This window comes from Marimonas arenosa, from assembly GCF_030848945.1.
In the GTDB taxonomy this organism is placed as follows: domain Bacteria; phylum Pseudomonadota; class Alphaproteobacteria; order Rhodobacterales; family Rhodobacteraceae; genus Marimonas; species Marimonas arenosa.
Genome location: NZ_JANHAX010000002.1, coordinates 364,075 through 384,632 on the forward strand (window position 1 = coordinate 364,075; position 20,558 = coordinate 384,632).

Consider the following 20,558-nt stretch of genomic DNA (forward strand, 5'->3'; position numbering starts at 1 on the left):
AACCATGCCCCTTCCACCGAACGCGATGATCGTCACGGCCCAGCCCGAAGCCTCAGAAGCCGGCGCGCGAGTGCTGATGAAAGGGGGCAACGCGGTCGATGCCGCAATGGCTGCAGCGCTGGTTCAGGGCATTGTCGATCCGCAGATGTGCGGTATCGCCGGGTTCGGATCGCTGCAGATCTATGCCCCCAAAGAAGGCCATAGCTGCATCGACTTTCACGGCAAGACCCCGCTTTTGGCGACGCCGGAGATGTGGGAGGACAAGTTGCAGGGCGAAGCCCGCGACGGGTTTGGCTTTGTGCTGGACGGATATGTCAACGATGTCGGCTATCAGGCGGTCACGGCACCAGGATCACTTCTGGCCTATTTCGAGGCGGTGCGGGATTTCGGAACCTGGGACTGGTCCGACATCTGTGCCCCGGCGATTGCGCAGGCAGAGGCCGGTTTCTTTGTCCGCCCGCATGTCCATTACTGGTGGACCTACGGGGCCGATATGGGCCGGGTCGATGTGGCCGAAAGGATTGGGTTTTCCCAAACCGGGCGGAATGCCTATTTCCGCGCCGATGGTTCGGTCAAGAAAATCGGCGATCACGTCGCCAATCCCGATCTGGCCCGCACACTTGCCCTGATCGCCCGTGACGGGGCTGACGTGTTCTATCGCGGAGAGATCGCCGAACGTATCGACGCCGACATGACCGCCAATGGTGGCCTGCTGCGGCGCGCTGATCTCGAAGCCTATCGCACCACAAGGCAAGCGCCCCTTCGCGGCAGCTATCGCGGGTTTGACATTGCCACCAACCACCCGCCCGGCGGCGGTATCATGCTGGTCGAGATGCTCAACATCCTTGAGAATTTCGACCTTACGGCCCTGGGTCACAACAGCACCGACTACATTCGCATCGTCGCCGAGGCGATGAAGGCCGCAACCGCCGACAAGGACACCCATGTCGGAGACCCGGGTTTTGTCGACATCCCCGCCCACCTGACCCAAAAGGATTATGCCGCTTTGATCGCCGCCCGCATCCGCGCCGGTGAAAAGATGCAGGTGACGCGTTTGGGTCAGCCCGAACCAAAGGACACCACCCATGTGGCGGTGGTCGACAGCACCGGCATGTGCGTGACCATGACACACTCTCTGGGCATGCCGTCAGGCGTGATCACCGACGGGCTTGGCTTTATGTATAATGGCTGCATGGCGGTGTTTGACCCTCGTCCGGGTCGCGCCGGATCAATCGCGCCGGGCAAGTCGCGGTTCAGTTCGGTTTGCCCCACGATTGTGCTGCGCGACGGAGCCCCCCGCATTGTCATCGGCGCCCCCGGCGGCACCCAGATCGCCATGGGGGTGTTACAGGCGCTTCTGAACGTGATGGATTTCGACATGAGCATGACCGAGGCGGTTTCTGCCCCACGGTTTTCGGCAACCTCCAACGCCATCGATGTCACCAACCGAATCCCCGGTTACCTGACGGACCCATTGCAGGCCGAAGGCTACGAGATCATCCGCTCGGCGATGACCTTTGACATTGGTGCGGTTCACGGCATTCGGATCGACAACGAGAAGCTGACAGGCGGGGCCGATCCGGGGCATGATGGCGTCGCCCTGGGCGTCAGGGTTTAGGGAAGGATAAAGCAATGAAACTGATCGACCGCATCGAGGGATACGCCGAGGATCTGACCGGGATCCGGCGCGACCTGCATGCCCACCCCGAGCTTGGTTTCGAAGAAGTGCGCACCTCTGGCGTTGTCGCCAATCTGCTGGAAAGCTGGGGCATAAAAACCCACCGCGAGATCGGCAAAACCGGCGTTGTCGGCATCATCGAGGGCGCCCGCGCGGGGCGAACCATCGGGCTGCGCGCCGACATGGACGCCTTGCCGATTGAAGAAGAAACCAACCTTCCCTACCGCTCGACCAATCCCGGCGTCATGCATGCCTGCGGCCATGATGGCCACACCACGATGCTGCTGGGCGCGGCACGCTATCTTGCGGAGACACGCGATTTTGCCGGTAAGGTCGTGCTGATCTTCCAGCCTGCCGAGGAAGGGTTGGGCGGGGCCCGGGCGATGCTTGCCGATGGTCTGTTCGAACGGTTCCCCTGTGACGAGGTCTATGGGCTGCACAACTGGCCCGGCGCGCCGCAAAACCGGGTTGGGATCCTGCCCGGGGTGGCCATGGCCGGGGCGGATTTCTTTGATATCCGGGTGATTGGCCGGGGCAGTCACGGCGCGCGCCCGCATGACAGCCGCGATCCGCTTCTGGCGGCGTCAGCGCTGGTGCAGGCCCTGCAAAGCATCGTCAGCCGCAATCTTGACCCGCAGGACGCGGCGGTGGTGTCCGTCACCCAGTTTCACAGTGGTGCCGCCTATAATGTCATCCCGAACGAGGCGGTGATTTCAGGCACCGCGCGGATGTTCACCGACGAAGTCCGCGCCCATATCCGCACCCGAATTCAGGACATCGCAGATGGTGTTGCCGCCGCCCACGGTGTTACGGTCGAAGTCGATATTCGCGACATCTTCACGCCTCTGGTCAATAATGCGCAACTCTCTGAAGACTTCGCCGATATCGCCCGCGATGTTGTCGGCGACGAAAATGTACTGCTGGGCGGAACACCTGTCACCGGTAGTGAGGATTTTGCCGATATGCTCAACACCGTACCGGGGGCCTATTTCACCATTGGGCACGAGGGAACCGCGGCGCTGCACAATCCCGGCTTTACCTTCGATGATTCCATCCTGCCACTTGGGTCGACGCTTCTGGCGCGTATCGTCGAGAGCCGGTCTGCGGCCGAGGCTTAGACCGGATTCGCGACACCCGGAACTGACCCCGCGCGCTCGATATCGGCCCCGGCGGCAAGCAGGATGTCTTCTCTGAACCGACCGGCCACCAGTTGAACCCCGACCGGGATCGTGCCGACCTTCCCGGTCGCGACCGCCAGCGCCGGCAACCCCATCGTTGGCAGGGCACGTTGTGGCAACTGGGCTTCATACACCCTTTGGATTGCGGCTTCCGAGCTGACATCGAGCTGTTGTGCAAAGGGCAGCTCTCCTGAAACGGGACAGATCAGAACCGGATATGTCCTGTGAAAAACCACCCATTCCCGCACCAGAGTCGCGCGCAACTGCAGCGTCTTCATCAGGCAGTCGACATCAATTTCGCCCGCATCCGCCCGCATCTGCTGGTAGACAAAGACTGCGTCTGCATCGCCTTCGTCGGCCACCATGTCATGCGCCGAATGCTCCATCTCGGCCATCCACAGCCTGGCGTTTACATCCGCAGCCGGACGCATCGGCGGGCAGTCCACCTCGTCCACCTGCCAGCCCGCCTCGATCATCTTTTGCGCTGCATCGACAAGCGTGGCCCGCACGTCGTCGGACACGGCCATCCCGTCTGGCGCAAACGTGAGCGCCGCGCGTTTTTCAAACCCGCCCTGGGCCAGCTGTCCGGGCGTGTACCAGGGATCTCGCGGGTCATTGGAAGACAGCGCCTGCAACGAAATCCTGATATCCTAGATGCTGCGGGCAATCGGCCCCGAGACCGCCATGATCTGCGCACCGATCATGCGATTCGCGCCGGACGCGTTGTAGGCCGGAACCCGGCCAAGGCTGGGGCGAAGCCCATGCACACCAAAGGCTTAGGCCGGATAGCGGACCGACCCGGCGATATCCGTGCCATGGCCAATCGCACCAATCCCGCCCGCCACGGCCGCAGCAGCACCGCCCGATGATCCGCCCGGAGTGATCGAAAGATCACGCGGGTTGAGGGTCTGGCCATGTAGGTCGCTCTTGGTAAACCAGTGCATCGAAAAGGCCGGGGTGCTTGTGCGCCCCAATATGACGCCACCGGCCTTCCTGATATTGGCCACAATCGGGCTGTCAGTGTCGGCAATGTTATCCTTTAGAAGCCGCAACCCGTTTGTCGTGCATGCCCGTTCTGCTCCACGTTCACCTTGATCGTGACTGGCACACTACAAAGGGGACCGGGTTCTTCACCATTTGCGATCTGCTCGTCCAACTGTCGGGCTGATGCCAGCGCCTCTTCGGGAAACGCGTCGACAACAGCGTTGATCATTGGATTGACCTCATCCAGCCGGGCCAGATGGGCCTGCGTTACCTCGGTCGCAGAAAGCCTCCTCGATCGAACCGCATCTGCGATATCCGAACCAGTCATTTCCCAAATTTTCGACATTGCCGACTTCCTTTTTTAGCTGCCCTGGGAAATCAGTCAGATTGAACAGCCCCGGACCTCTCGGATGTAATGTCAGCATAAGCATAGAGGAGCGCATTGTCGCTCCTGAAGCTGGTCAAACCCGATTGGCCCAATTAATCGCGAGCGCAGAAGCTCACGAGTTCGATACTCCAGGCGCATCCGCTGCACCCGCATGGGTCCGGTTCGTCCCGTAATTCGTGAATCGGCCTGCAACCCAATTTCGTGCTCGCAGAGAATTTCCGCTTTGGCGGGCCGCCCTGCAGAGAAGGCATGCAGTTTTTCAATGTTCGTAAAGGGCCGGCACCCGCCAAACGGGTGGTTTCCCTTTTTTTGCGGGCGGGGCGAAGATTGTTTGCCCGGTTCAAACCGGTTGTCCACCGCTGGAGCGAACCGGGTCCTACGCGCAGTGCGTTTTTTCGCGCAGGCGTCGTCAGTCCAGCGTCGATAACAACCCTGCCATTATTCGTGTACGCGGCACGATCATGTCTTCGTCGATGTGTTCGGTGAGTGTGTGCAACCCCGCACCCTTCACGCCCAGCGAGCAGAGGCTGGGAATGCCTAACGCACCGGTGAAATTCGCGTCCGATCCGCCGCCCTGGCTGCGATGTGGCATGTCTAGTCCGATATCACAGGAAATCGCCTTGGCTTTTTCATAAAGCGCCATCGTGCCAGGCATGCCCGATTCCCAAACCGGTCGGGTCACGCCGCGCGTAACGGTGAATGTGACGCCATTTCGTTCGCCCGAAAGAGCCAGCATATTTGCCACCCCAGCATCCAGGTCGGCCTGTTCCTTGGCCATGGACAGGCATTCCGCGCTGGCGAACGAGGGCACGCAATTCACCCATTGACCGGACGCAAGATTGTTGCACGAAAAGGTGCAGTCCTCGCTGGTCATCTCTTCGATTTCGATGATCCGTTTCGCCAATTCCCGCACAGCCGAAATGCCGCCCTTGATATCAGCGCCGGCGTGGCTCGGCTTGCCCTCGGCGGTCAGGTTGTAGCGCGCAATGGCATAGCGGCCCGTGGTCACCCCGTTATCGGCGTGGGCCGGTTCCGGACAAAGCACGTATTTGGCGCGCTTCGCCTCGGTTTCGATCAACATGCGGGTTGCCGGTGTGCCGATCTCCTCATCCGGGGTGAAAAGTGCGACAATGGGCAATTGTGTTTCGATTCCGGCGTCCTGCAGGGCGCGGATCGCTTCGAGCGTAATGTAATTGCCTCCCTTCATGTCCTGAATGCCCGGGCCGAAGATTTTGCCGTCTTCACGCCGAAACGGGTTCTGGGCGAGAGTGCCGATGGGGTGGACGGTATCAAAATGACCGCTGATCATGATCCCTGGTTCACCCATCCGGGTATGCGGGAAACGTGCGCGCACCGACCCGCCCAACCCCATCGTGCCAGGAATGCGCTCTATACTGGCGCCAAGCTCGGCGCATTTCACCGCCACCATGTCCATCATCCGGTCGACGGCGGCGGCGTCCCACGTCGGGCTTTCGCATTCGATCCAGGGTTTCAGCCCGTCAATGACGGCTTCGCGGTCGAAAGAAAGGTCTTTCCAGGTTTTCATGAAACTGCTCCGGGTGTGGCGATAAGATTGGCAAAGATGCTGGCGCCGATCGGCAGGAGGTCATCGTCCAGTGAAAACGTAACGCCACCCTGCCACGCATCCAACCGATAACTTGGAGCTGATCTCCATCGTTAGGATGTATTGGCTGATTTCGCGAGTCGCGATGAGGATCATCCGGCGGAAGTATGGACCCGAATTCGGGGTCACCTTTTCACGCAGAATTCGCTCCGATACCAGTTTCGCCTGGATTCTACATCGACCCGCTTGGTCTCGACAGATCGGGAATGTAGCGCGGACAATTCGCAGACATTTCCTCTGTATGCAAGCGGACGGTGATTTTCTTGTCACCTGCCGAAGCGCCATCCAGAAGTTCGCATACACCATTCACGCGCAGCCGCACGGGTCGCTCGCCAAAACGCATGAACAAAAGCCCGACCCGTGGCTTGCCTATGATGTTGCCAAGGCTGCGATACATGGAATTGCCATCATAATCGGTCCATTCCAAAGACGCCGACTCTGGTACTTGAACAAATCCAAGCACCCCGCCCTTATACGAGCAATCTACGCTACCGTCATGCGCCGTTGCCAAGAAGAATTCGGAGTTTTCGATAAATTTCTTTTCACCCGAGTCGAGTTCTGACAGCCGAAAGCGCTGTTCAAAGGCATCAGCAATCTGGCGGCCATCGAACCTGACCTGTAATTTTCGATGCCCGTCATGAAACATGCCGGTTAGTTGCTCTGACAGTGCCTGCCCTCAAAACCGACTGGCAACAGATTGCCGCATTTTTTGCGCTTACCGAATGCCGGCTTCGTCCCGCGTTTTGATAGTTGAAACCGACAGCAGGGAATGGGTGGTTTGGATTCTACCCGTTTCGACACAATCGAATGGCGGGTCTGGGGGAATTGCTGCGTCGCCGAATTTTCTTTGTCGCAATTGCGCGCATCCTTCTCGGCATTCTGCACTTGCACCCGCTGCGTTCGCATAAGGCCGGTTAGTCCGCAAAGCGGACATTTTCCTTCCCCTTTGGGCAATAGCCGCGAAGTCCGGCAATTTGGGCCGCCGCTGGCGCGGCTTGCCGGTGATCGACCTCATGGTCAGAACGTCCGTTTGGTCATCGACAACGCAAGACGCCCCCGCTGAGCCCGGGCGGGCGAGCGGGGGGCCATTATGCAAAAGGCGAATTGCGATCAGTCGTGCGGCAGCGAACCGGCACCGTGTCCGGCCATGCCGCCTGACACTTCCTCGGTCGATTCCTCGGCCAGATGCTCGGGCAGAACGAGGTTCAGCACGATAGCGATCAGCGCCGCCGGCAGCAGGCCGCTGGTCATCAGGATGCGCGCCGTGTCCGGCAGGTGCTGAACCGCACCGGGTTCGAGCTGAAGCCCCAGGCCAACCGACAGAGAGATGGCAAAGATCACCATGTTGCGGCGGTTCCATTCCACGTCCGACAGCATCGAGATACCGGCCGCCACCACCATGCCGAACATCACGATGACGCCACCGCCCAGCACCTCGATCGGCACGGTGCGGATCACGCCGCCGACCTTGGGCACCAGGCCGCAGACGATCAAGAAAATCGCGCCGATGGTTACCACGTGGCGGCTCATCACCCCGGTCATGGCGATCAGGCCGACGTTCTGGCTGAACGAGGTGTTGGGAAAGGCGCCGAAGCAGCCCGCGATGGCGGTACCGAAGCCATCGGCATAGGTCGCGCCGGCGATTTCCGTGTCGGTCGCCTCGCGGCCCGCGCCGCCTTTGGTGATGCCGCTGACGTCGCCCACCGTCTCGATGGCCGAGATGAACGCCATCAGGCAGAAGCCGATGATCGCCGCCGCCGACATTTCCCAACCGTATTTGAATGGCACCGGCAGGGCAAAGGCGCTGGCGCGGCTCCACGATGTGCCGATGCTCTCGACGCTCAGCATGCCGACGCCGATGGCATAGATATAACCGACGATCAGCCCGATCAGCACCGCCGAGATCGAAAGCATGCCCTTGGTGAAAAATTTCAGCCCCAGCGTGACCAGGATCACCACCAGCGCCGCCGACCAGTTCAGAAGCGAGCCGTATTCCGGCGTGCCGATGGCCGGAACCCCGCCGGCGGCATACTGGATGCCGACCTTGACCAGCGCCAGCCCGATCATCATCACCACCAGCCCGGTCACCAGCGGCGGCAGCGCGAAACGGATGCGCCCGATCACCGTGCCCAGCGCGGCATGGAACAGCCCGCCGATGATCACCCCGGTGAACAGCGCGGCCAGTGCATCGACCCCCTTGCCCGCCACCAGCGGGATCATGATCGGCAGGAAGGCAAACGACGTGCCCTGCACGATCGGCAGCGCCGCGCCGACCGGGCCGATGGTCACGGTCTGTAGCAGCGTCGCAACGCCGGCAAACAGCATCGACATCTGCATCAGGTACAGCAGCTCGGGGAAATCGGGCGAGTTCGAGCCGAAGCCGAACCCGGCCGCCCCGGCGACGATGATCGCCGGCGTGACGTTCGACACGAACATCGCCAGCACGTGCTGGATGCCGAGCGGGATCGCCCGGCCCAGCGCCGGGGTATAGTTGGGATCGCGCAGCTGGTCCGGCGTTCCGATGGAAGATGCAGACATCTCAGTCCCTCCTGTTGGTTCCGATAGGGGCCGCTCTTGCCGGCGGCTTGTCGTGTCAGGCCATCACCGCATAAGGCGGATCCAGCCGGTATTCCTCAAGGTTCGGCGTGTCGCCGATCCGGTCCACCACTGTGAAAAGGCCGGGCTCCGCCAGCGGCGTCAAAACGCCATGCCAGGTGCCGCGGTGGAAATTGACCCCCTGCCGGCCGCTTGCCAGAAAAGCCTGCGGCTTGCCCGGTTTTCCAGCATTGTCAGGTGCCGCGATGACCAGCCAGTCCTGCCCATGCATCGGGATGAAGGCCTGGCTGCCGTCAGGGTGGCGCTCCAGCAGATCCAGCGTATAGGGCAGGGCGCGGGGCTCGGACAGAAACACCGAAATCCCGACGCGTCCGTCCGGTCCGAAATCGAGTGTCGCCTGGTCGTGCCAGCGCCCGCACAGCCCGGCATTGATGATCCGGTCCGGCTCACCCGCCGCCTCGAGCACATCGCCGAACGGTGCGAAGGACGCGGCCGTCAGACTTTGCGCCACGATCCTAATCATTCGTACAGCCCCAGCGGTACATGCCGGTTCACGTCCTTGTAGAGCAGATAGCGGAACGGCTCGGACCCTTCGGCGATGCAGGCCTGCGGGCAGAACGCGCGCAGCCACATGAAATCACCCGGGCCGACCTCGACCCAGTCGCGATTGAGCAGGTAATTCGCCTGCCCCTGCAACACGTAGAGCCCGTGTTCCATCACGTGGGTCTCGGCAAAGGGGATGCGGCCGCCAGGCTGAAACGTCACGATGTTGACATGATAGTCGAACCGCAGGTCATTGGGGTCGGCGAAGCGCTGGGTGCCCCATTTCTCGGTGCCGGGCATCATGTTGAGCGGCACGTCGCGCTCGTGGAGGACAAAGGCCCCGGGCGCGCTCAGACCGGGCGCAGGATCGTAACGTTTGCGGATCCAGTGGACCTGCAGCGGCGCTTCGCCGGTGGCGTGGATCTGCCAATGGGTTCCTGCCGGCAGATAGGCGTAATGCCCCGGTTCAAGGTCGTGTGCCCGCCCTTCGACGGTCAGTCGCCCGGAGCCCGCGGCCACGAACAGGCTGGCCTGCGCCTGCGGGTCGGGTTCGGGCGTGTCGGACCCACCTCCCGGCTGCACCTCGACGGCATATTGCGCAAAGGTCTCGGCAAAGCCGCTCAGAGGCCGGGCCAGTACCCAGGCCCGCGTAGCCTCCCAACCCGGCAGAAGCGACGTCACGATATCACGCATCGTGTTCGCCGGCAGCACCGCATAGGCCTCGGTGAACCGGGCGCGGCCTTCGGGGCTGGCATCCATTTCGGGCAACCCGCCCGGGGGGAAGGCGTAACTCACAGCATGTCCTCCAACCTGAGCCGCGCGATGCGTTCGACCTGTTTGCAGGCCTCTGCGAACTCGGTCTCGGTGTCGTTCGAAATCCGCCGCTCGAAGGCGGCCATGATGCCGGGCTTGTCATGATCGCGTACGGCAATGATGAAAGGGAATCCGTGCTTTTCGACATAGTCGGCGTTGAGCTGGGTGAACCGCGTCCGCTCGTCGTCGGTCAGCGCGTCGAGCCCGGCGCTGGCCTGCTCCGCCGTACTCTCCTCGGTCAACCGCTTCGCCTCCGCCAGCTTGCCGGCAAGGTCCGGATGAGCGTTCAGCACGCCCAGACGTTCCTCATGAGACGCCGTGCGGAAAATCCGCGCCAAAGCGTTGTGCAGCCCTGCCGGCCGGTCGTGCGCGGGCCCCAGTTCCAGCGCCCAGGCGCGTTCGGCGATCCATGGCGAATGTTCGAACACCCCACCGAAGCGGGTTACGAACTCCTCGCGGCTCAGCGCCGACGGGCGCAGGCGCCGGTGATGCGGATGGACCGCCGCCCAATGCTCGGCAATGTCGATCCGGCGGGCGACCCAGACATCGGGGAAGGTCTTGAGATAGTCTATGAACCGCTTCAGCCCGGCCATTTTGCCCGGCCGCCCGATCAGCCGGCAATGCAAGCCGATCGACATCATTTTCGCATGTCCTTCCTTGCCTTCGTGATAAAGCGTGTCGAAGGCATCGCGCAGGTAGCTATAGAACTGCTCGCCGGTGATGTATCCCGGCGCGGTGGCGAAGCGCATGTCGTTGGTTTCCAGCGTGTAGGGAATGATCAATTGATCGCGGTCGCCCACTTCCAGCCAATAGGGCAGGTCGTCGTCATAGCTGTCGGAGACGTAATCGAAGCCGCGCTCCTCGGCCACTAGCCGCACGGTATTGGCTGAGCAGCGCCCGGTGTACCAACCGCGCGGGCGCTCACCAACGACCTCGGTGTGCAGGCGGATTGCCTCGGCAATGGCCGCACGCTCCTCGTCTTCGGCCATGTCCTTGTGCTCGACCCACTTAAGCCCGTGCGAGGCGATCTCCCAGCCCGCGGCCTTCATCGCCTCGACCTGCTCGGGGCTGCGCGCCAGTGCGGTGGCCACGCCATAGACCGTCACCGGGATCCCGGCCTCGGTGAACAGGCGATGCAGCCGCCAGAACCCGGCGCGGGCGCCATATTCATAGATCGACTCCATGTTCCAGTGTCGCTGTCCCGTCCACGGTGCCGCTCCGGCTATGTCCGACAGGAACGCCTCGGAACCCGGATCGCCATGCAGCACGCAATTCTCGCCGCCCTCTTCGTAGTTCAGCACGAATTGCACGGCGACACGGGCATCGCCCGGCCATTTCGGGTCGGGGGTGTTGGGCCCATGACCGATCATGTCGCGGGGATAGCGGTTCATTGCCGGTCCTTTCCAGGTTGCTTCCGTTCTAGAATAGAGAGTGACGTGGAATTATCCAAAATTCACGAAAAGTCTTTCGCATTCTTGCCGATGTCCAAAGAATTGTCCCGCGCCGGTCCGGTCGTCTGCGGGGGAAAGGCCGGCTTTTGGCCTTGAGGGGAGGTTCGAGCGACGCACCCTGCGCGGAATCAAGGGGGTCGGCCCGCCGTGCATTGCCGGGCCGCCCCCGGGCCCGGGGCGATCGCGCGGCTTGAGCCTGACCTCGGCCAATCACCGCTCAAGGCCATTACCAGACCACGCCTCTGATCGTGATCCGCGGTTGGGACGGCAATTCGATTGGATAGGTCTCGCGCGAATGGCTCCCGACCTGCCGCAGGTCGGGCGCTGACCCGGCGCACCGCACGCCAGGTTAACCCGGCTTCTTTCCAAATTCTTGCGCCACCGCGCGCCAGACAGGGTGCCAGCCAACCTGCCAGCCGGGCTGCCATACCGGCGGCTTCGACCGCACGGTCGGCTTAACACTGCTTGCCGAATGCTTGTCGCAACGCTAATCAAGCCCGGTCATGGCCAAGAAAAAAGACGATCCCAACTACAAGGTTATCGCGGAAAATCGCCGCGCGCGCTTCGACTACGCGATCGAGGACGATCTCGAATGCGGCATCGTGCTGCATGGCTCCGAGGTCAAGTCCTTGCGCGAGGGCACTGCCAACATTGCCGAAAGCTATGCCCATGTCGACGACGGTGAGCTATGGCTTGTGAACAGCTACATCGCCCCTTACGAGCAGGCCAAGATGTTTCCCCATGACGAGCGTCGCAGGCGCAAGCTGCTGGTTTCCAAGAAGGAACTGGCGCGGCTTTGGAACGCGACCCAGCGGAAAGGGATGACGCTGGTGCCTCTGGTGCTGTATTTCAACCACCGCGGCATCGCCAAGCTCAAGATCGGCATCGGTAAGGGCAAGAAGGCGCATGACAAGCGCGAAACCCAGGCCAAGCGTGATTGGGGTCGCCAGAAACAGCGGCTCCTGCGCCACGGGGAATAGGCCCCGGAATCTCCCATTGGGTGAATTGCTCGTCCTCTGCTAAAAATTCCGCTGACTGGGGCGCGGGGGTCAGCCCTTGGTAACGATTTTGCATTAGACCCTTTGGGAGACGGAAAATGGAACTATTAATCAGCCTGATTTCCGGCGCCGTGGGCGGTAACGTCGTCGGCGGCCTGCTGAAGAACCTTAATCAAGGCGCCATCGTCAACTCGGTCGCCGGCATCGTCGGCGGCGGGCTCGGTGGCCAAATCCTGAACATGCTCGGCTCGCCCGAACTGGCCGGCGCCGCGGGTGAGGCCGCGGGCCTCGATATCGGTGCGATCATCGGTCAGGTGGCCGGTGGCGGCGTCGGCGGCGGCGTGGTGCTGGCGATCGTTGGCGTGATCAAGAACATGATGGCCAAGTAAGGCCTTGCCGGGCGCCGGGCTGACGGGCGCCCGGCCTTGCGACTCCTGCGGCCTCGCGCTAGGGAGGATGGGCATCATCCCGGGGGGCGCACATGGCTGCTGACGATCCGAAAACCGTTGTTTCCACTGACTGGCTTCAGGCCCATTTGAAAGACCCGGACCTTCGGATCCTCGACGGCACCTACCACATGCCGGATGCGGGCCGCGACGGCCGCGCCGAATACGAGGCGGCCCATATCCCCGGCGCCCGCTACTTTGACATTGACGACATCGCCGACGCGCGTTCGGACCTGCCGCACATGGTGCCGCCGGTCGAAAAATTCATGAGCCGTCTCAGGGCAATGGGCGTGGGTGACGGCCACCAGGTGGTGGTTTATGACATGTACGGCATGACAACCGCGCCGCGGGTGTGGTGGATGTTCAAGCTGATGGGGCAGGACAATGTCGCGGTTCTCGACGGAGGCTTCCCCAAGTGGCAGACCGAGGGCCGCGAGATCGAGGACCTGCCGCCGGTGATCCGCGATCGCCACATGACGGTGCGCCGCCAGAACCACTTGATCAAGGACGTAACGCAGGTCTCGGCTGCTTCTAAGCTGGGCGATTACGAGATCATCGATGCGCGCTCGGCGGGCCGGTTCGCGGGCACCGAGGAAGAACCGCGCCCGGGCCTGCGCGGTGGGCATATCCCTGGCTCGAAAAACATACCTTATACGGAATTACTCAACGAAGACAACACGATGAAAGACCCCGACGCGCTGCGTGCCGTGTTCGAGGCTGCCGGTGTCGATCTGTCCAAGCCTGCGATCACCTCTTGCGGATCGGGCGTCACCGCCTGCGTGATCTCGCTTGCCATGGAGCGGATCGGCAAGACCGACTGGGCCGTCTATGACGGCTCGTGGACCGAATGGGGCGCCTTCGCAACCCTTCCCGTAGATACCGGAGAAAACTGATGTTCGACAAGCTCACCAAGCAACCCGTCGACAAGATCATGCAGCTGATGCAGATGTATCGCGAGGACAGCCGTGACGGCAAGATCGACCTCGGCGTTGGCGTCTACAAGAACGCGCAAGGCGTCACTCCGGTGATGAAGGCTGTCAAGGAAGCTGAACGCCAGCTGCTGGAATCCCAGGAAACCAAGGCCTATGTCGGCCTGTTGGGCGACCCGGCCTATCACGATGCGATGATCGATCTGGTCCTGGCCGGTGCGGTGGCGCGGGAACAGGTGGCGGCGGCGGCCACACCCGGCGGCACCGGCGCCTGCCGTCAGGCGTTCGAGCTTATCCAGATGGCCAATCCGGAGGCCCGGGTTTTCGTCAGCAATCCGACCTGGCCCAACCATCTGAGCATCCTCAAATATCTCGAAATCGAAACCGTTTCCTACCGTTACTTCGACGAGGATACCCGGGCGGTGGACTTCGCCGGGATGATGGCGGACCTCGACGGGCTCAAGGCGGGCGACGTGGTGCTGCTGCATGGCTGCTGCCACAACCCCACCGGCGCCAACCTGAACTTGACCGAATGGCAGCAGGTGGTGGACAAGCTAAACGCCAAGGGCGCGGTGCCGATGATCGACTTGGCTTACCAGGGCTTCGGTGACGGGCTCGATGATGACGCGGCGGCCACCCGACTGGTGGCAGCGTCGTGTCCCGAGACCCTTATCGCGGCCAGCTGTTCGAAAAACTTCGGGGTTTATCGCGAGCGCACCGGCATCCTGCTGGGGGTCAGCGCCGACGCCTCGAAGTCCGCGCTGGTGCAGGAGAATTTCAGCTTTCTTAACCGCCAGAACTATTCCTTCCCGCCCGACCACGGCGCCCGGGTGGTGACGATGATCCTGACTGATCCGGCCTTGCGCAAGATGTGGGAGGAGGAGCTGGAGGAGACCCGTCTGGGCATGCTGAAGCTGCGCGAGCAGCTGGCCGGCGAGTTGCAGCGGCTGTCGGGCAGCGACCGGTTCGGTTTCGTCGCGCAGCATCGTGGGATGTTCTCGCGGCTCGGGCTTCCGTCCGAGGCTGTCGACAAATTGCGCGAGGAAAATGGCATCTACATGGTGGGCGACAGCCGCATCAACGTGGCAGGCTTGAACGAGAAGACCGTGCCGGTCCTGGCAAGGGCGATTGTCGACGCCGGTTCTTAGGAAAGAAAGCCGGGCTGAAGCCCGGCCTACTCAATCTGCAATAGCGGCAAGGCAGACCGGGCTTTAGCCCGGCGCTGATTCAGTTCACCAGCCCGGCGTGGCGCATGGCATCATCGATCTGGGCTTTTGTCGTATCCGAGATACCCACCAGCGGCAGGCGCACCTCGTCGTTGCAGAGCCCGAGTTTGGACATCGCGTATTTCGCCCCTGCCAGGCCCGGCTCGACGAAGATCGCGATGTGCAACGGCATCAGTCGATCCTGCAGTTCCAGCGCCTTGGCATAGTCGCCCGCCAGCGTGGCATTCTGAAACTCGGCGCAAAGCCTGGGCGCTACGTTGGCGGTGACCGAGATGCAACCCGTCCCGCCATGGGCATTGAAGCCAAGTGCGGTGGCGTCCTCGCCGGACAGCTGGATGAAGTCGGTGCCGCAGGTGATGCGCTGCTTGGGCACGCGGGACAGGTCGCCGGTGGCATCCTTGACGCCGACGATGCGCGACAGTTTCGCCAACTCGCCCATGGTCTCGGGGCTCATGTCGACAACCGAGCGGCCCGGGATGTTGTAGATGATGATCGGCAGGTTGCAGCAATCGTGCACGGCGCGGAAATGCGCGATCAGCCCGCCCTGAGTTGGCTTGTTGTAATATGGCGTGACCACGAGGATGCCATCGGCTCCAGCCTTTTCGGCGGCTTGTGCCAGGCGCATCGACTCGACGGTGCTGTTCGATCCCGCGCCGGCGATCACCGGGACCCGGCCGGCGGCGGCCTTGACCACCGTTTCCACGACGGCGTCATGCTCTCGATGGCTGAGTGTCGGGCTTTCGCCGGTGGTGCCGACGGGAACGAAGCCATGGCTGCCTTCGCCGATATGCCACTCGACGAGTTTCTCTAGCGTCTCCAGGTCCAGCTCGCCGTTCTTGAACGGCGTGACCAGGGCAGGAATGGATCCTTTGAACATGGCGACGCTCCTTCTTTCCGCGTGGCGGGCAGCGGCCCGGTTTCGGTTTGCCCATGTCCGGCGGGGAGGGCCCGGCGGGCTCCGGCCGCCTTCGGGTTTGTGAATTGAAGGTCGGGCAATGGGCGCTATGCTGGACGTGTCTATCCGGAATGGCGCGGAGAATTGCAAGAGATGTTGCGGATTTGGGCCCTGATTTTGTGCCTTTTGTTGGCCGCGCCGGTGTCGGCGGCTGATCCGCGCGTGGCTCCGCGCCCTCTGATCAGCGCGATTCACGCGATGAAGCGGGGCGACTGGGACCGGGCCGCAGAACTGGCGGTCCGCGACGGGCCGGCGGCGGTATCTCTGATCGAATGGCACAGACTGCGCGCCGGTCGGGGCAGCTTTGACGAGGTCACGGCCTTCCTCGGATCGCACGGCCACTGGCCGGGGCTGAAACTTCTGCGCAAGCGTAACGAGGCCGGGCTCGAGGGAGCGCCGCGTGACGAGATCATCGCCTTCTTCCGCCAGGAGCCGCCGCAGACGGGGCAAGGCGTTCTGATCTTCGCCGACGCGCTGCTCGCTGCTGGCGAACAAGGCGAAGCCCATGCCGAGGTGGTGCTGGCCTGGCGCAGTTTCGACCTGACCGAGGCCGAGCACGACGACTTTGTCGAACGCTTCGGCACGCTTCTTAAACCGCATCACGAGGCGCGGCTCGACATGGCGCTGTGGCGAGGACTGAGTTCCGACGTCAAGCGGCTGTTGCCGCTGGTCGATGACGGGCACAAGGCGCTGGCCGAGGCGCGGCAGGTGTTGCGGTCGAGCGCGAAAGACCCCGACGCGCTGATCGAGGCGGTGCCCGAGGCGTTGCGCGAGGATGCCGGGCTTGCATATGAACGATTCCTGTGGCGGTTGGGCAAGGGCCGTCTGGGTGACGCGGTTCAGCTTCTGAACGAGCGCTCCGAGGCGGGCACGCTGGGTGAGCCGGAGCGATGGGCTGGCTGGCGGCGCAATCTGGCGCGGCGAATGATGCGCGAGGGCGAGGCGGCGCTGGCCTATCGCATCGCCGCCAATCACGGGCTGGTCGAGGGGTCGGCCTTTTCGGATTTGGAATGGCTGGCGGGCTACCTCGCCCTCCGCAAGCTGAACGACCCGGCGTTGGCGCTGGCGCATTTCGAACATTTTCTCGTCGCGGTGGACACGCCGATTTCTCTTGGCCGGGCGGGGTACTGGTTGGGCGAGGCCTATGCGGCAATGGATGCGCCCGACAAGGCGCAGGCCGCTTGGTCCGAGGGCGCGAAACATCAGACGAGTTTCTATGGTCTACTGGCGGCCGAGAAGGCGGGAATTGGCCCTGACGTGGCATTGAAAGGTATGGAATACTTTCCCGCCTGGCAGGGAGCCGCTTTTGCGAAGAGCGATCTGGCCCAAGTTGCCGCGCTGGCGCTGGCGATGGGGGATTTGACCCTTGCCGAGCGGTTCGTGTTGCAGATCGCCGAGGGGCTCGATCGAAAGGGGTTGGGCCAGCTCGGCAACATGGTCGAGGACTTGGGCGAACCACATCTTGCTGTCATGCTGGGCAAGTTCGCGGCACGGCGTGGCTTGGTGATCACGGCACCTTATTACCCATTGCATCCGCTAAAGGACATGGACCTGCCGGTCCCGACCGAGATGGCGTTGGCGATCGCCCGGCGGGAAAGCGAGTTTGACCCTCGTGTAGTGTCGGGAGCCGGGGCGCAGGGGTTGATGCAACTGATGCCTGGCACGGCGCGGCTGGTGGCGCGCCAGTTGCGGATCGACCATAACAACGGGGAGGTGCTGCGCGACTGGACATATAACGCGCGTCTGGGCGCCGCCTATTTGGCTGATCTCGCGCGTCGGTTCGATGGCAACGTGATCATGGTGGCCGCCGGCTACAACGCCGGGCCGGGGCGGCCGCAGCGCTGGATGAAGGAGTACGGCAACCCGCTGAACGATGAGGTCGGGATCGTCGACTGGATCGAGCACATTCCGTTTGACGAGACCCGAAACTATGTCATGCGCGTCTCGGAAAGCTTACCGGTCTACCGCGCGCGCCTGGGCCGCGACCCGCTGCCTGAGCCATTCTCGCAAGAGCTTGTCGGTTCAAGCGTTCTGCCGCTCGCGCCAAAGGGTGAATAGCCCGGCCGCGACGATGATGCCCGCGCCGAGGGCGACGGGTAATTTGATCACTTCGCCGAACACCACCACCCCCACGGCCGAGGCAAAGACCAACTGGAGATAGGCGAAGGGCTGCACCGCGCTGGCCTCGGCCACTTCGTAGGCTTTGATCAACAGGAAATGCCCAAGCGCCCCCGTGACACAGAGGGTGATCATCCAGGTCCAGTCGAAGCCTGTCATCGGTTCCCAGCTGTAGAGTCCGACGGGCGTAAGGACGAGCGCGCCGATCACGCCGGTCCAGAAGAACGAGGTGGCAGCGCTGTCGCGGCGGGCGGCATAGCGGGTGAGCAGGCCGTAAAGCGCGAACATCAGCGCCGAGGCGAAGGGAATGAGCGCGTAAGGCGAGAACACGCCGAAGCCGGGCCGCAGGATAATCAGCACGCCGAAAAAGCCGATGGCGATCGCCGTCCAACGCCGCCAGCCGACGCTTTCGCCCAGCACCGGACCCGAGAGCGCGGCAATCAGCAGCGGATAGCAGGCGAAGACGGCATGAGATTCCACCAGCCCCAAGAGGGTGAAGCCATAGATCGCGACGCAGATCTCGGCGGCCAGAAGCAATCCACGAAAGATCTGCAGTATCGGCTGCGAGGTGGCCGCGGCGCGGCCCAGCCCGCCGGCCTTGCGTGCCGCCACCGCCATGACGAATGCGGCGAAGAACCAGTAGCGGACTGTAACCACCATCAGCGTGTTGTACTCGCCCGCGAGGTGGCGCGAGATGCCGTCCTGCAAGGCGAAGACGAAGGTGGTGGCGATCATCAGCAGGATCCCGAGACGGGTGTTCTGGGCGCTCATCGGGCGGGCATCCTGGCCTGGGTCATATGGCGTTTGCGGCCGAATCCCGGTCGCCGGGACACCTCGAACCCGGCTTCGGTGAGCCCACGGCGGACGAATCCCGCCGCGGTGTAGGTAGCAGCAGTGCCTCCGGGTGCAGTGTGGCGGGCGACCTCCGCCATCAGCGCCGGTTCCCAGAGTTCGGGGTTCTTCGCCGGAGAGAAGCCATCGAGGAACCAGGCATCGGCATAGCCCCGCCAGCGGGGCAGGGTGTCACGGGCATCGCCTTCGATCATTTCGAAATGCAGGTCGGGCAGATCGAATTGGGGTGCGCCGGACTGCCAGAAAGGCGCAAGTTCGCCGCTGAATGCAGCGAGCTCAGGGAAAGCCCGTTGCGCTGCGATCATATCGGTCGCGGCCATCGGGAAGGCTTCGAAACTCGTGTAGCACAGCCGGCCGGTCTGACCCGTGGTTCGCCAAAGCCAGAGCGTGGCGAGGAGGTTGAGGCCGGTGCCGAAGCCCAGTTCGGCGACGTGGAAGCCGTCGTGGAACCGCGCCGGCAGGTCGTTGCCGTCGAGGAACACATGGCTGGTTTCTGCCAGCCCGTTCTCGAGGCTGAAATAGGGGTCGTCGAAACGGGTTGAGACCGGCACTTGGCCGTTGCGCCATTCTACGCTCGCTTGCTGGCTCATGTCGCTGCGATCCCGTAAGAGCGGTTTTGAACGGCGCGACAATGAAGTGGCTGGGAGGCATTGGCAATGGTGGACGTGACGATCCGGGGGGCAGGCATTTTCGGACTGTCAATCGCCTGGGAATGCCTGTGTCGTGGCGCGGCGGTGCGGGTGGTCGACCCGAATGGCGTCGGCGCCGGGGCTTCGGGTGGTGTGGTCGGCGCTCTGGCACCGCATGTACCGGAAAACTGGAACGACAAGAAAGCGTTTCAACTCGACAGTCTGCTCGCGGCCGAGGCGTTCTGGGCGGACGTCGAGGCAACCGGTGGCGTGTCAGCCAGCTATGCCAGGCTGGGACGGTTGCAGCCGGTGGTGGATGAGCGGGCCTTGGAGTTGGCGCGGGCGCGAGCGGTTACGGCGGCTGAGCTGTGGCAGGGTCGCGCGTGCTGGCGGGTGATCGAGGCCGCGGCGGCCGGCAGCTTCGCGCCGGTGAGTCCGACGGGATGGCTGATCTTCGACGACCTTTCGGCCCGGATGCAGCCGCGGCGCGCGGCACAGGCGCTGGAAGCGGCGATCTTGGCGCGGGGCGGTGATATCGTGGCTGAGGCACCCGACGCTGGCGCGGTGATCTGGGCGGCGGGTGTCTGGGATCTTGAGAGGATCAGTGCGGCGTTGGGCAGGACGGTAGGCAACGGTGTCAAGGGGCAGGGGGCGGTGCTGCATTTCAGCGCGTCGAACGCGCCACAGCTTTACGCTGACGGTGTGCATATTGTGCCGCACTACGACGGAACGGTAGCGGTTGGGTCGACCTCAGAACGCGACTATGAAGATCCGGCCTCCACCGATGCGCAACTTGATGTGGTGCTGGAGAAAGTCTTTACTTCGGTTCCAGTTTTGCACGGGGCCGCTGTGGTCGAGCGCTGGGCCGGGGTGCGGCCGCGGGCGAAGAGCCGGGCGCCGATGCTGGGGACACATCCGTTGTTTGCTGGACAGTTCATCGCCAATGGCGGCTTCAAGATAGGCTTCGGCATGGCACCCGGTGTTGCGCGGGTGATGGCCGATCTGGTGCTAGAGGGACGGGACGGCATTCCTGACGGATTTCGGGTCGAGGCGTCTCTGTGAAAAAAAAGATGTTTTTTTTGACACGGGCGGTGGGCGACCGGGTTCCCGTGGCGAGAGAGCGGGGGACCTGCGCAGAATAGTGGGAGTTTGCAGTGATCTCTGGGAGTATGGTCGGGAAAGGTGACCGC

General features: G+C 62.9%; 17 protein-coding genes and 1 pseudogene. 8 read left to right on the top strand and 10 right to left on the bottom strand.

The window, feature by feature from the left end:
• Positions 1 to 4: 4 nt before the first annotated feature.
• Together ggt and NO357_RS08030 are read left to right on the top strand one after the other, a co-directional pair.
• A complete protein-coding gene (gene ggt, locus NO357_RS08025; protein ID WP_306735118.1) occupies positions 5 to 1,618 on the top strand; it encodes a gamma-glutamyltransferase in 1,614 nt (537 codons plus the stop codon).
• A gap of 14 nt (positions 1,619 to 1,632) precedes the next feature.
• The gene (locus tag NO357_RS08030) at positions 1,633 to 2,796 is read left to right on the top strand and encodes a M20 aminoacylase family protein (RefSeq protein ID WP_306735119.1); all 1,164 of its coding nucleotides are present in this window, start codon (positions 1,633 to 1,635) and stop codon (positions 2,794 to 2,796) included.
• Here NO357_RS08030 and NO357_RS08035 read toward each other — a convergent pair.
• The 7 genes and pseudogenes from NO357_RS08035 to puuE form a co-directional block, all read right to left on the bottom strand.
• A pseudogene (locus NO357_RS08035) lies at positions 2,793 to 4,186 on the bottom strand (amidase family protein). The gene NO357_RS08030 and the pseudogene NO357_RS08035 sit on opposite strands and share 4 nt — an antisense overlap.
• A gap of 451 nt (positions 4,187 to 4,637) precedes the next feature.
• Positions 4,638 to 5,774: a M20/M25/M40 family metallo-hydrolase gene (locus tag NO357_RS08040; RefSeq protein ID WP_306735120.1), complete on the bottom strand. Its 1,137-nt coding sequence runs from the start codon at positions 5,772 to 5,774 to the stop codon at positions 4,638 to 4,640.
• A 250-nt stretch (positions 5,775 to 6,024) separates the two neighbouring features.
• Positions 6,025 to 6,498, bottom strand: coding sequence for a pyridoxamine 5'-phosphate oxidase family protein (locus NO357_RS08045; protein ID WP_306735121.1), 474 nt, complete (start codon positions 6,496 to 6,498; stop codon positions 6,025 to 6,027).
• A gap of 464 nt (positions 6,499 to 6,962) precedes the next feature.
• A complete protein-coding gene (locus NO357_RS08050; RefSeq protein WP_306735122.1) occupies positions 6,963 to 8,390 on the bottom strand; it encodes a uracil-xanthine permease family protein in 1,428 nt (475 codons plus the stop codon).
• A gap of 55 nt (positions 8,391 to 8,445) precedes the next feature.
• The gene (locus NO357_RS08055) at positions 8,446 to 8,931 is read right to left on the bottom strand and encodes an ureidoglycolate lyase (protein WP_306735123.1); all 486 of its coding nucleotides are present in this window, start codon (positions 8,929 to 8,931) and stop codon (positions 8,446 to 8,448) included.
• Complete coding sequence (locus NO357_RS08060) at positions 8,928 to 9,746, bottom strand: bifunctional allantoicase/(S)-ureidoglycine aminohydrolase (RefSeq protein WP_306735124.1); 819 nt, start codon at positions 9,744 to 9,746, stop codon at positions 8,928 to 8,930. Before NO357_RS08060 ends, NO357_RS08055 begins: the two co-directional genes overlap by 4 nt.
• On the bottom strand, positions 9,743 to 11,155 hold the full coding sequence (gene puuE, locus NO357_RS08065; RefSeq protein WP_306735125.1) for an allantoinase PuuE: 1,413 nt from the start codon (positions 11,153 to 11,155) through the stop codon (positions 9,743 to 9,745). The genes NO357_RS08060 and puuE overlap by 4 nt, the downstream gene beginning before the upstream one ends.
• 563 nt (positions 11,156 to 11,718) lie before the next feature.
• On the opposite strand from puuE, the gene smpB reads away from it, so the two are divergent.
• The 4 genes from smpB to NO357_RS08085 all read left to right on the top strand — a co-directional run bounded on the left by smpB (position 11,719) and on the right by NO357_RS08085 (position 14,736).
• A complete protein-coding gene (smpB, locus tag NO357_RS08070) occupies positions 11,719 to 12,195 on the top strand; it encodes an SsrA-binding protein SmpB (RefSeq protein ID WP_306735126.1) in 477 nt (158 codons plus the stop codon).
• A gap of 116 nt (positions 12,196 to 12,311) precedes the next feature.
• Positions 12,312 to 12,602 (top strand): hypothetical protein, encoded by a 291-nt coding sequence (locus NO357_RS08075; RefSeq protein WP_306735127.1) that lies wholly within the window; start codon positions 12,312 to 12,314, stop codon positions 12,600 to 12,602.
• A 92-nt stretch (positions 12,603 to 12,694) separates the two neighbouring features.
• Positions 12,695 to 13,552 (top strand): 3-mercaptopyruvate sulfurtransferase, encoded by an 858-nt coding sequence (sseA, locus tag NO357_RS08080; RefSeq protein WP_306735128.1) that lies wholly within the window; start codon positions 12,695 to 12,697, stop codon positions 13,550 to 13,552.
• The gene (locus tag NO357_RS08085) at positions 13,552 to 14,736 is read left to right on the top strand and encodes an amino acid aminotransferase (protein ID WP_306735129.1); all 1,185 of its coding nucleotides are present in this window, start codon (positions 13,552 to 13,554) and stop codon (positions 14,734 to 14,736) included. The genes sseA and NO357_RS08085 overlap by 1 nt, the downstream gene beginning before the upstream one ends.
• A gap of 79 nt (positions 14,737 to 14,815) precedes the next feature.
• On the opposite strand, the gene dapA is transcribed toward NO357_RS08085, so the two are convergent.
• The gene (dapA, locus tag NO357_RS08090; protein WP_306735130.1) at positions 14,816 to 15,691 is read right to left on the bottom strand and encodes a 4-hydroxy-tetrahydrodipicolinate synthase; all 876 of its coding nucleotides are present in this window, start codon (positions 15,689 to 15,691) and stop codon (positions 14,816 to 14,818) included.
• A 240-nt stretch (positions 15,692 to 15,931) separates the two neighbouring features.
• Between dapA and NO357_RS08095 the strand changes: the two genes are divergently transcribed.
• Entirely contained in the window at positions 15,932 to 17,827 is a 1,896-nt protein-coding gene (locus NO357_RS08095; protein WP_306735131.1) for a lytic transglycosylase domain-containing protein, read from the top strand.
• Here the strand turns inward: NO357_RS08095 and NO357_RS08100 are convergent.
• Together NO357_RS08100 and mnmC2 are read right to left on the bottom strand one after the other, a co-directional pair.
• Positions 17,792 to 18,658 (bottom strand): DMT family transporter, encoded by an 867-nt coding sequence (locus tag NO357_RS08100; RefSeq protein ID WP_306735132.1) that lies wholly within the window; start codon positions 18,656 to 18,658, stop codon positions 17,792 to 17,794. The two genes, NO357_RS08095 and NO357_RS08100, sit on opposite strands and share 36 nt — an antisense overlap.
• A complete protein-coding gene (mnmC2, locus tag NO357_RS08105; protein ID WP_306735133.1) occupies positions 18,655 to 19,329 on the bottom strand; it encodes a tRNA (5-methylaminomethyl-2-thiouridine)(34)-methyltransferase MnmC2 in 675 nt (224 codons plus the stop codon). The genes NO357_RS08100 and mnmC2 overlap by 4 nt, the downstream gene beginning before the upstream one ends.
• A 66-nt stretch (positions 19,330 to 19,395) precedes the next feature.
• On the opposite strand from mnmC2, the gene NO357_RS08110 reads away from it, so the two are divergent.
• On the top strand, positions 19,396 to 20,430 hold the full coding sequence (locus NO357_RS08110; protein WP_306735134.1) for an NAD(P)/FAD-dependent oxidoreductase: 1,035 nt from the start codon (positions 19,396 to 19,398) through the stop codon (positions 20,428 to 20,430).
• Positions 20,431 to 20,558 lie beyond the last annotated feature (128 nt).

Excerpts from the sequence above, each read along its gene's own strand:
- ggt (WP_306735118.1), top strand. The coding sequence starts at position 5 with ATGCCCCTTCCACCGAACGCGATGATCGTCACGGCCCAGCCCGAAGCC.
- NO357_RS08030 (WP_306735119.1), top strand. The coding sequence starts at position 1,633 with ATGAAACTGATCGACCGCATCGAGGGATACGCCGAGGATCTGACCGGG.
- NO357_RS08040 (WP_306735120.1), bottom strand. The coding sequence starts at position 5,774 with ATGAAAACCTGGAAAGACCTTTCTTTCGACCGCGAAGCCGTCATTGAC.
- NO357_RS08045 (WP_306735121.1), bottom strand. The coding sequence starts at position 6,498 with ATGTTTCATGACGGGCATCGAAAATTACAGGTCAGGTTCGATGGCCGC.
- NO357_RS08050 (WP_306735122.1), bottom strand. The coding sequence starts at position 8,390 with ATGTCTGCATCTTCCATCGGAACGCCGGACCAGCTGCGCGATCCCAAC.
- NO357_RS08055 (WP_306735123.1), bottom strand. The coding sequence starts at position 8,931 with ATGATTAGGATCGTGGCGCAAAGTCTGACGGCCGCGTCCTTCGCACCG.
- puuE (WP_306735125.1), bottom strand. The coding sequence starts at position 11,155 with ATGAACCGCTATCCCCGCGACATGATCGGTCATGGGCCCAACACCCCC.
- smpB (WP_306735126.1), top strand. The coding sequence starts at position 11,719 with ATGGCCAAGAAAAAAGACGATCCCAACTACAAGGTTATCGCGGAAAAT.
- NO357_RS08075 (WP_306735127.1), top strand. The coding sequence starts at position 12,312 with ATGGAACTATTAATCAGCCTGATTTCCGGCGCCGTGGGCGGTAACGTC.
- sseA (WP_306735128.1), top strand. The coding sequence starts at position 12,695 with ATGGCTGCTGACGATCCGAAAACCGTTGTTTCCACTGACTGGCTTCAG.
- NO357_RS08085 (WP_306735129.1), top strand. The coding sequence starts at position 13,552 with ATGTTCGACAAGCTCACCAAGCAACCCGTCGACAAGATCATGCAGCTG.
- dapA (WP_306735130.1), bottom strand. The coding sequence starts at position 15,691 with ATGTTCAAAGGATCCATTCCTGCCCTGGTCACGCCGTTCAAGAACGGC.
- NO357_RS08100 (WP_306735132.1), bottom strand. The coding sequence starts at position 18,658 with ATGAGCGCCCAGAACACCCGTCTCGGGATCCTGCTGATGATCGCCACC.
- mnmC2 (WP_306735133.1), bottom strand. The coding sequence starts at position 19,329 with ATGAGCCAGCAAGCGAGCGTAGAATGGCGCAACGGCCAAGTGCCGGTC.
- NO357_RS08110 (WP_306735134.1), top strand. The coding sequence starts at position 19,396 with ATGGTGGACGTGACGATCCGGGGGGCAGGCATTTTCGGACTGTCAATC.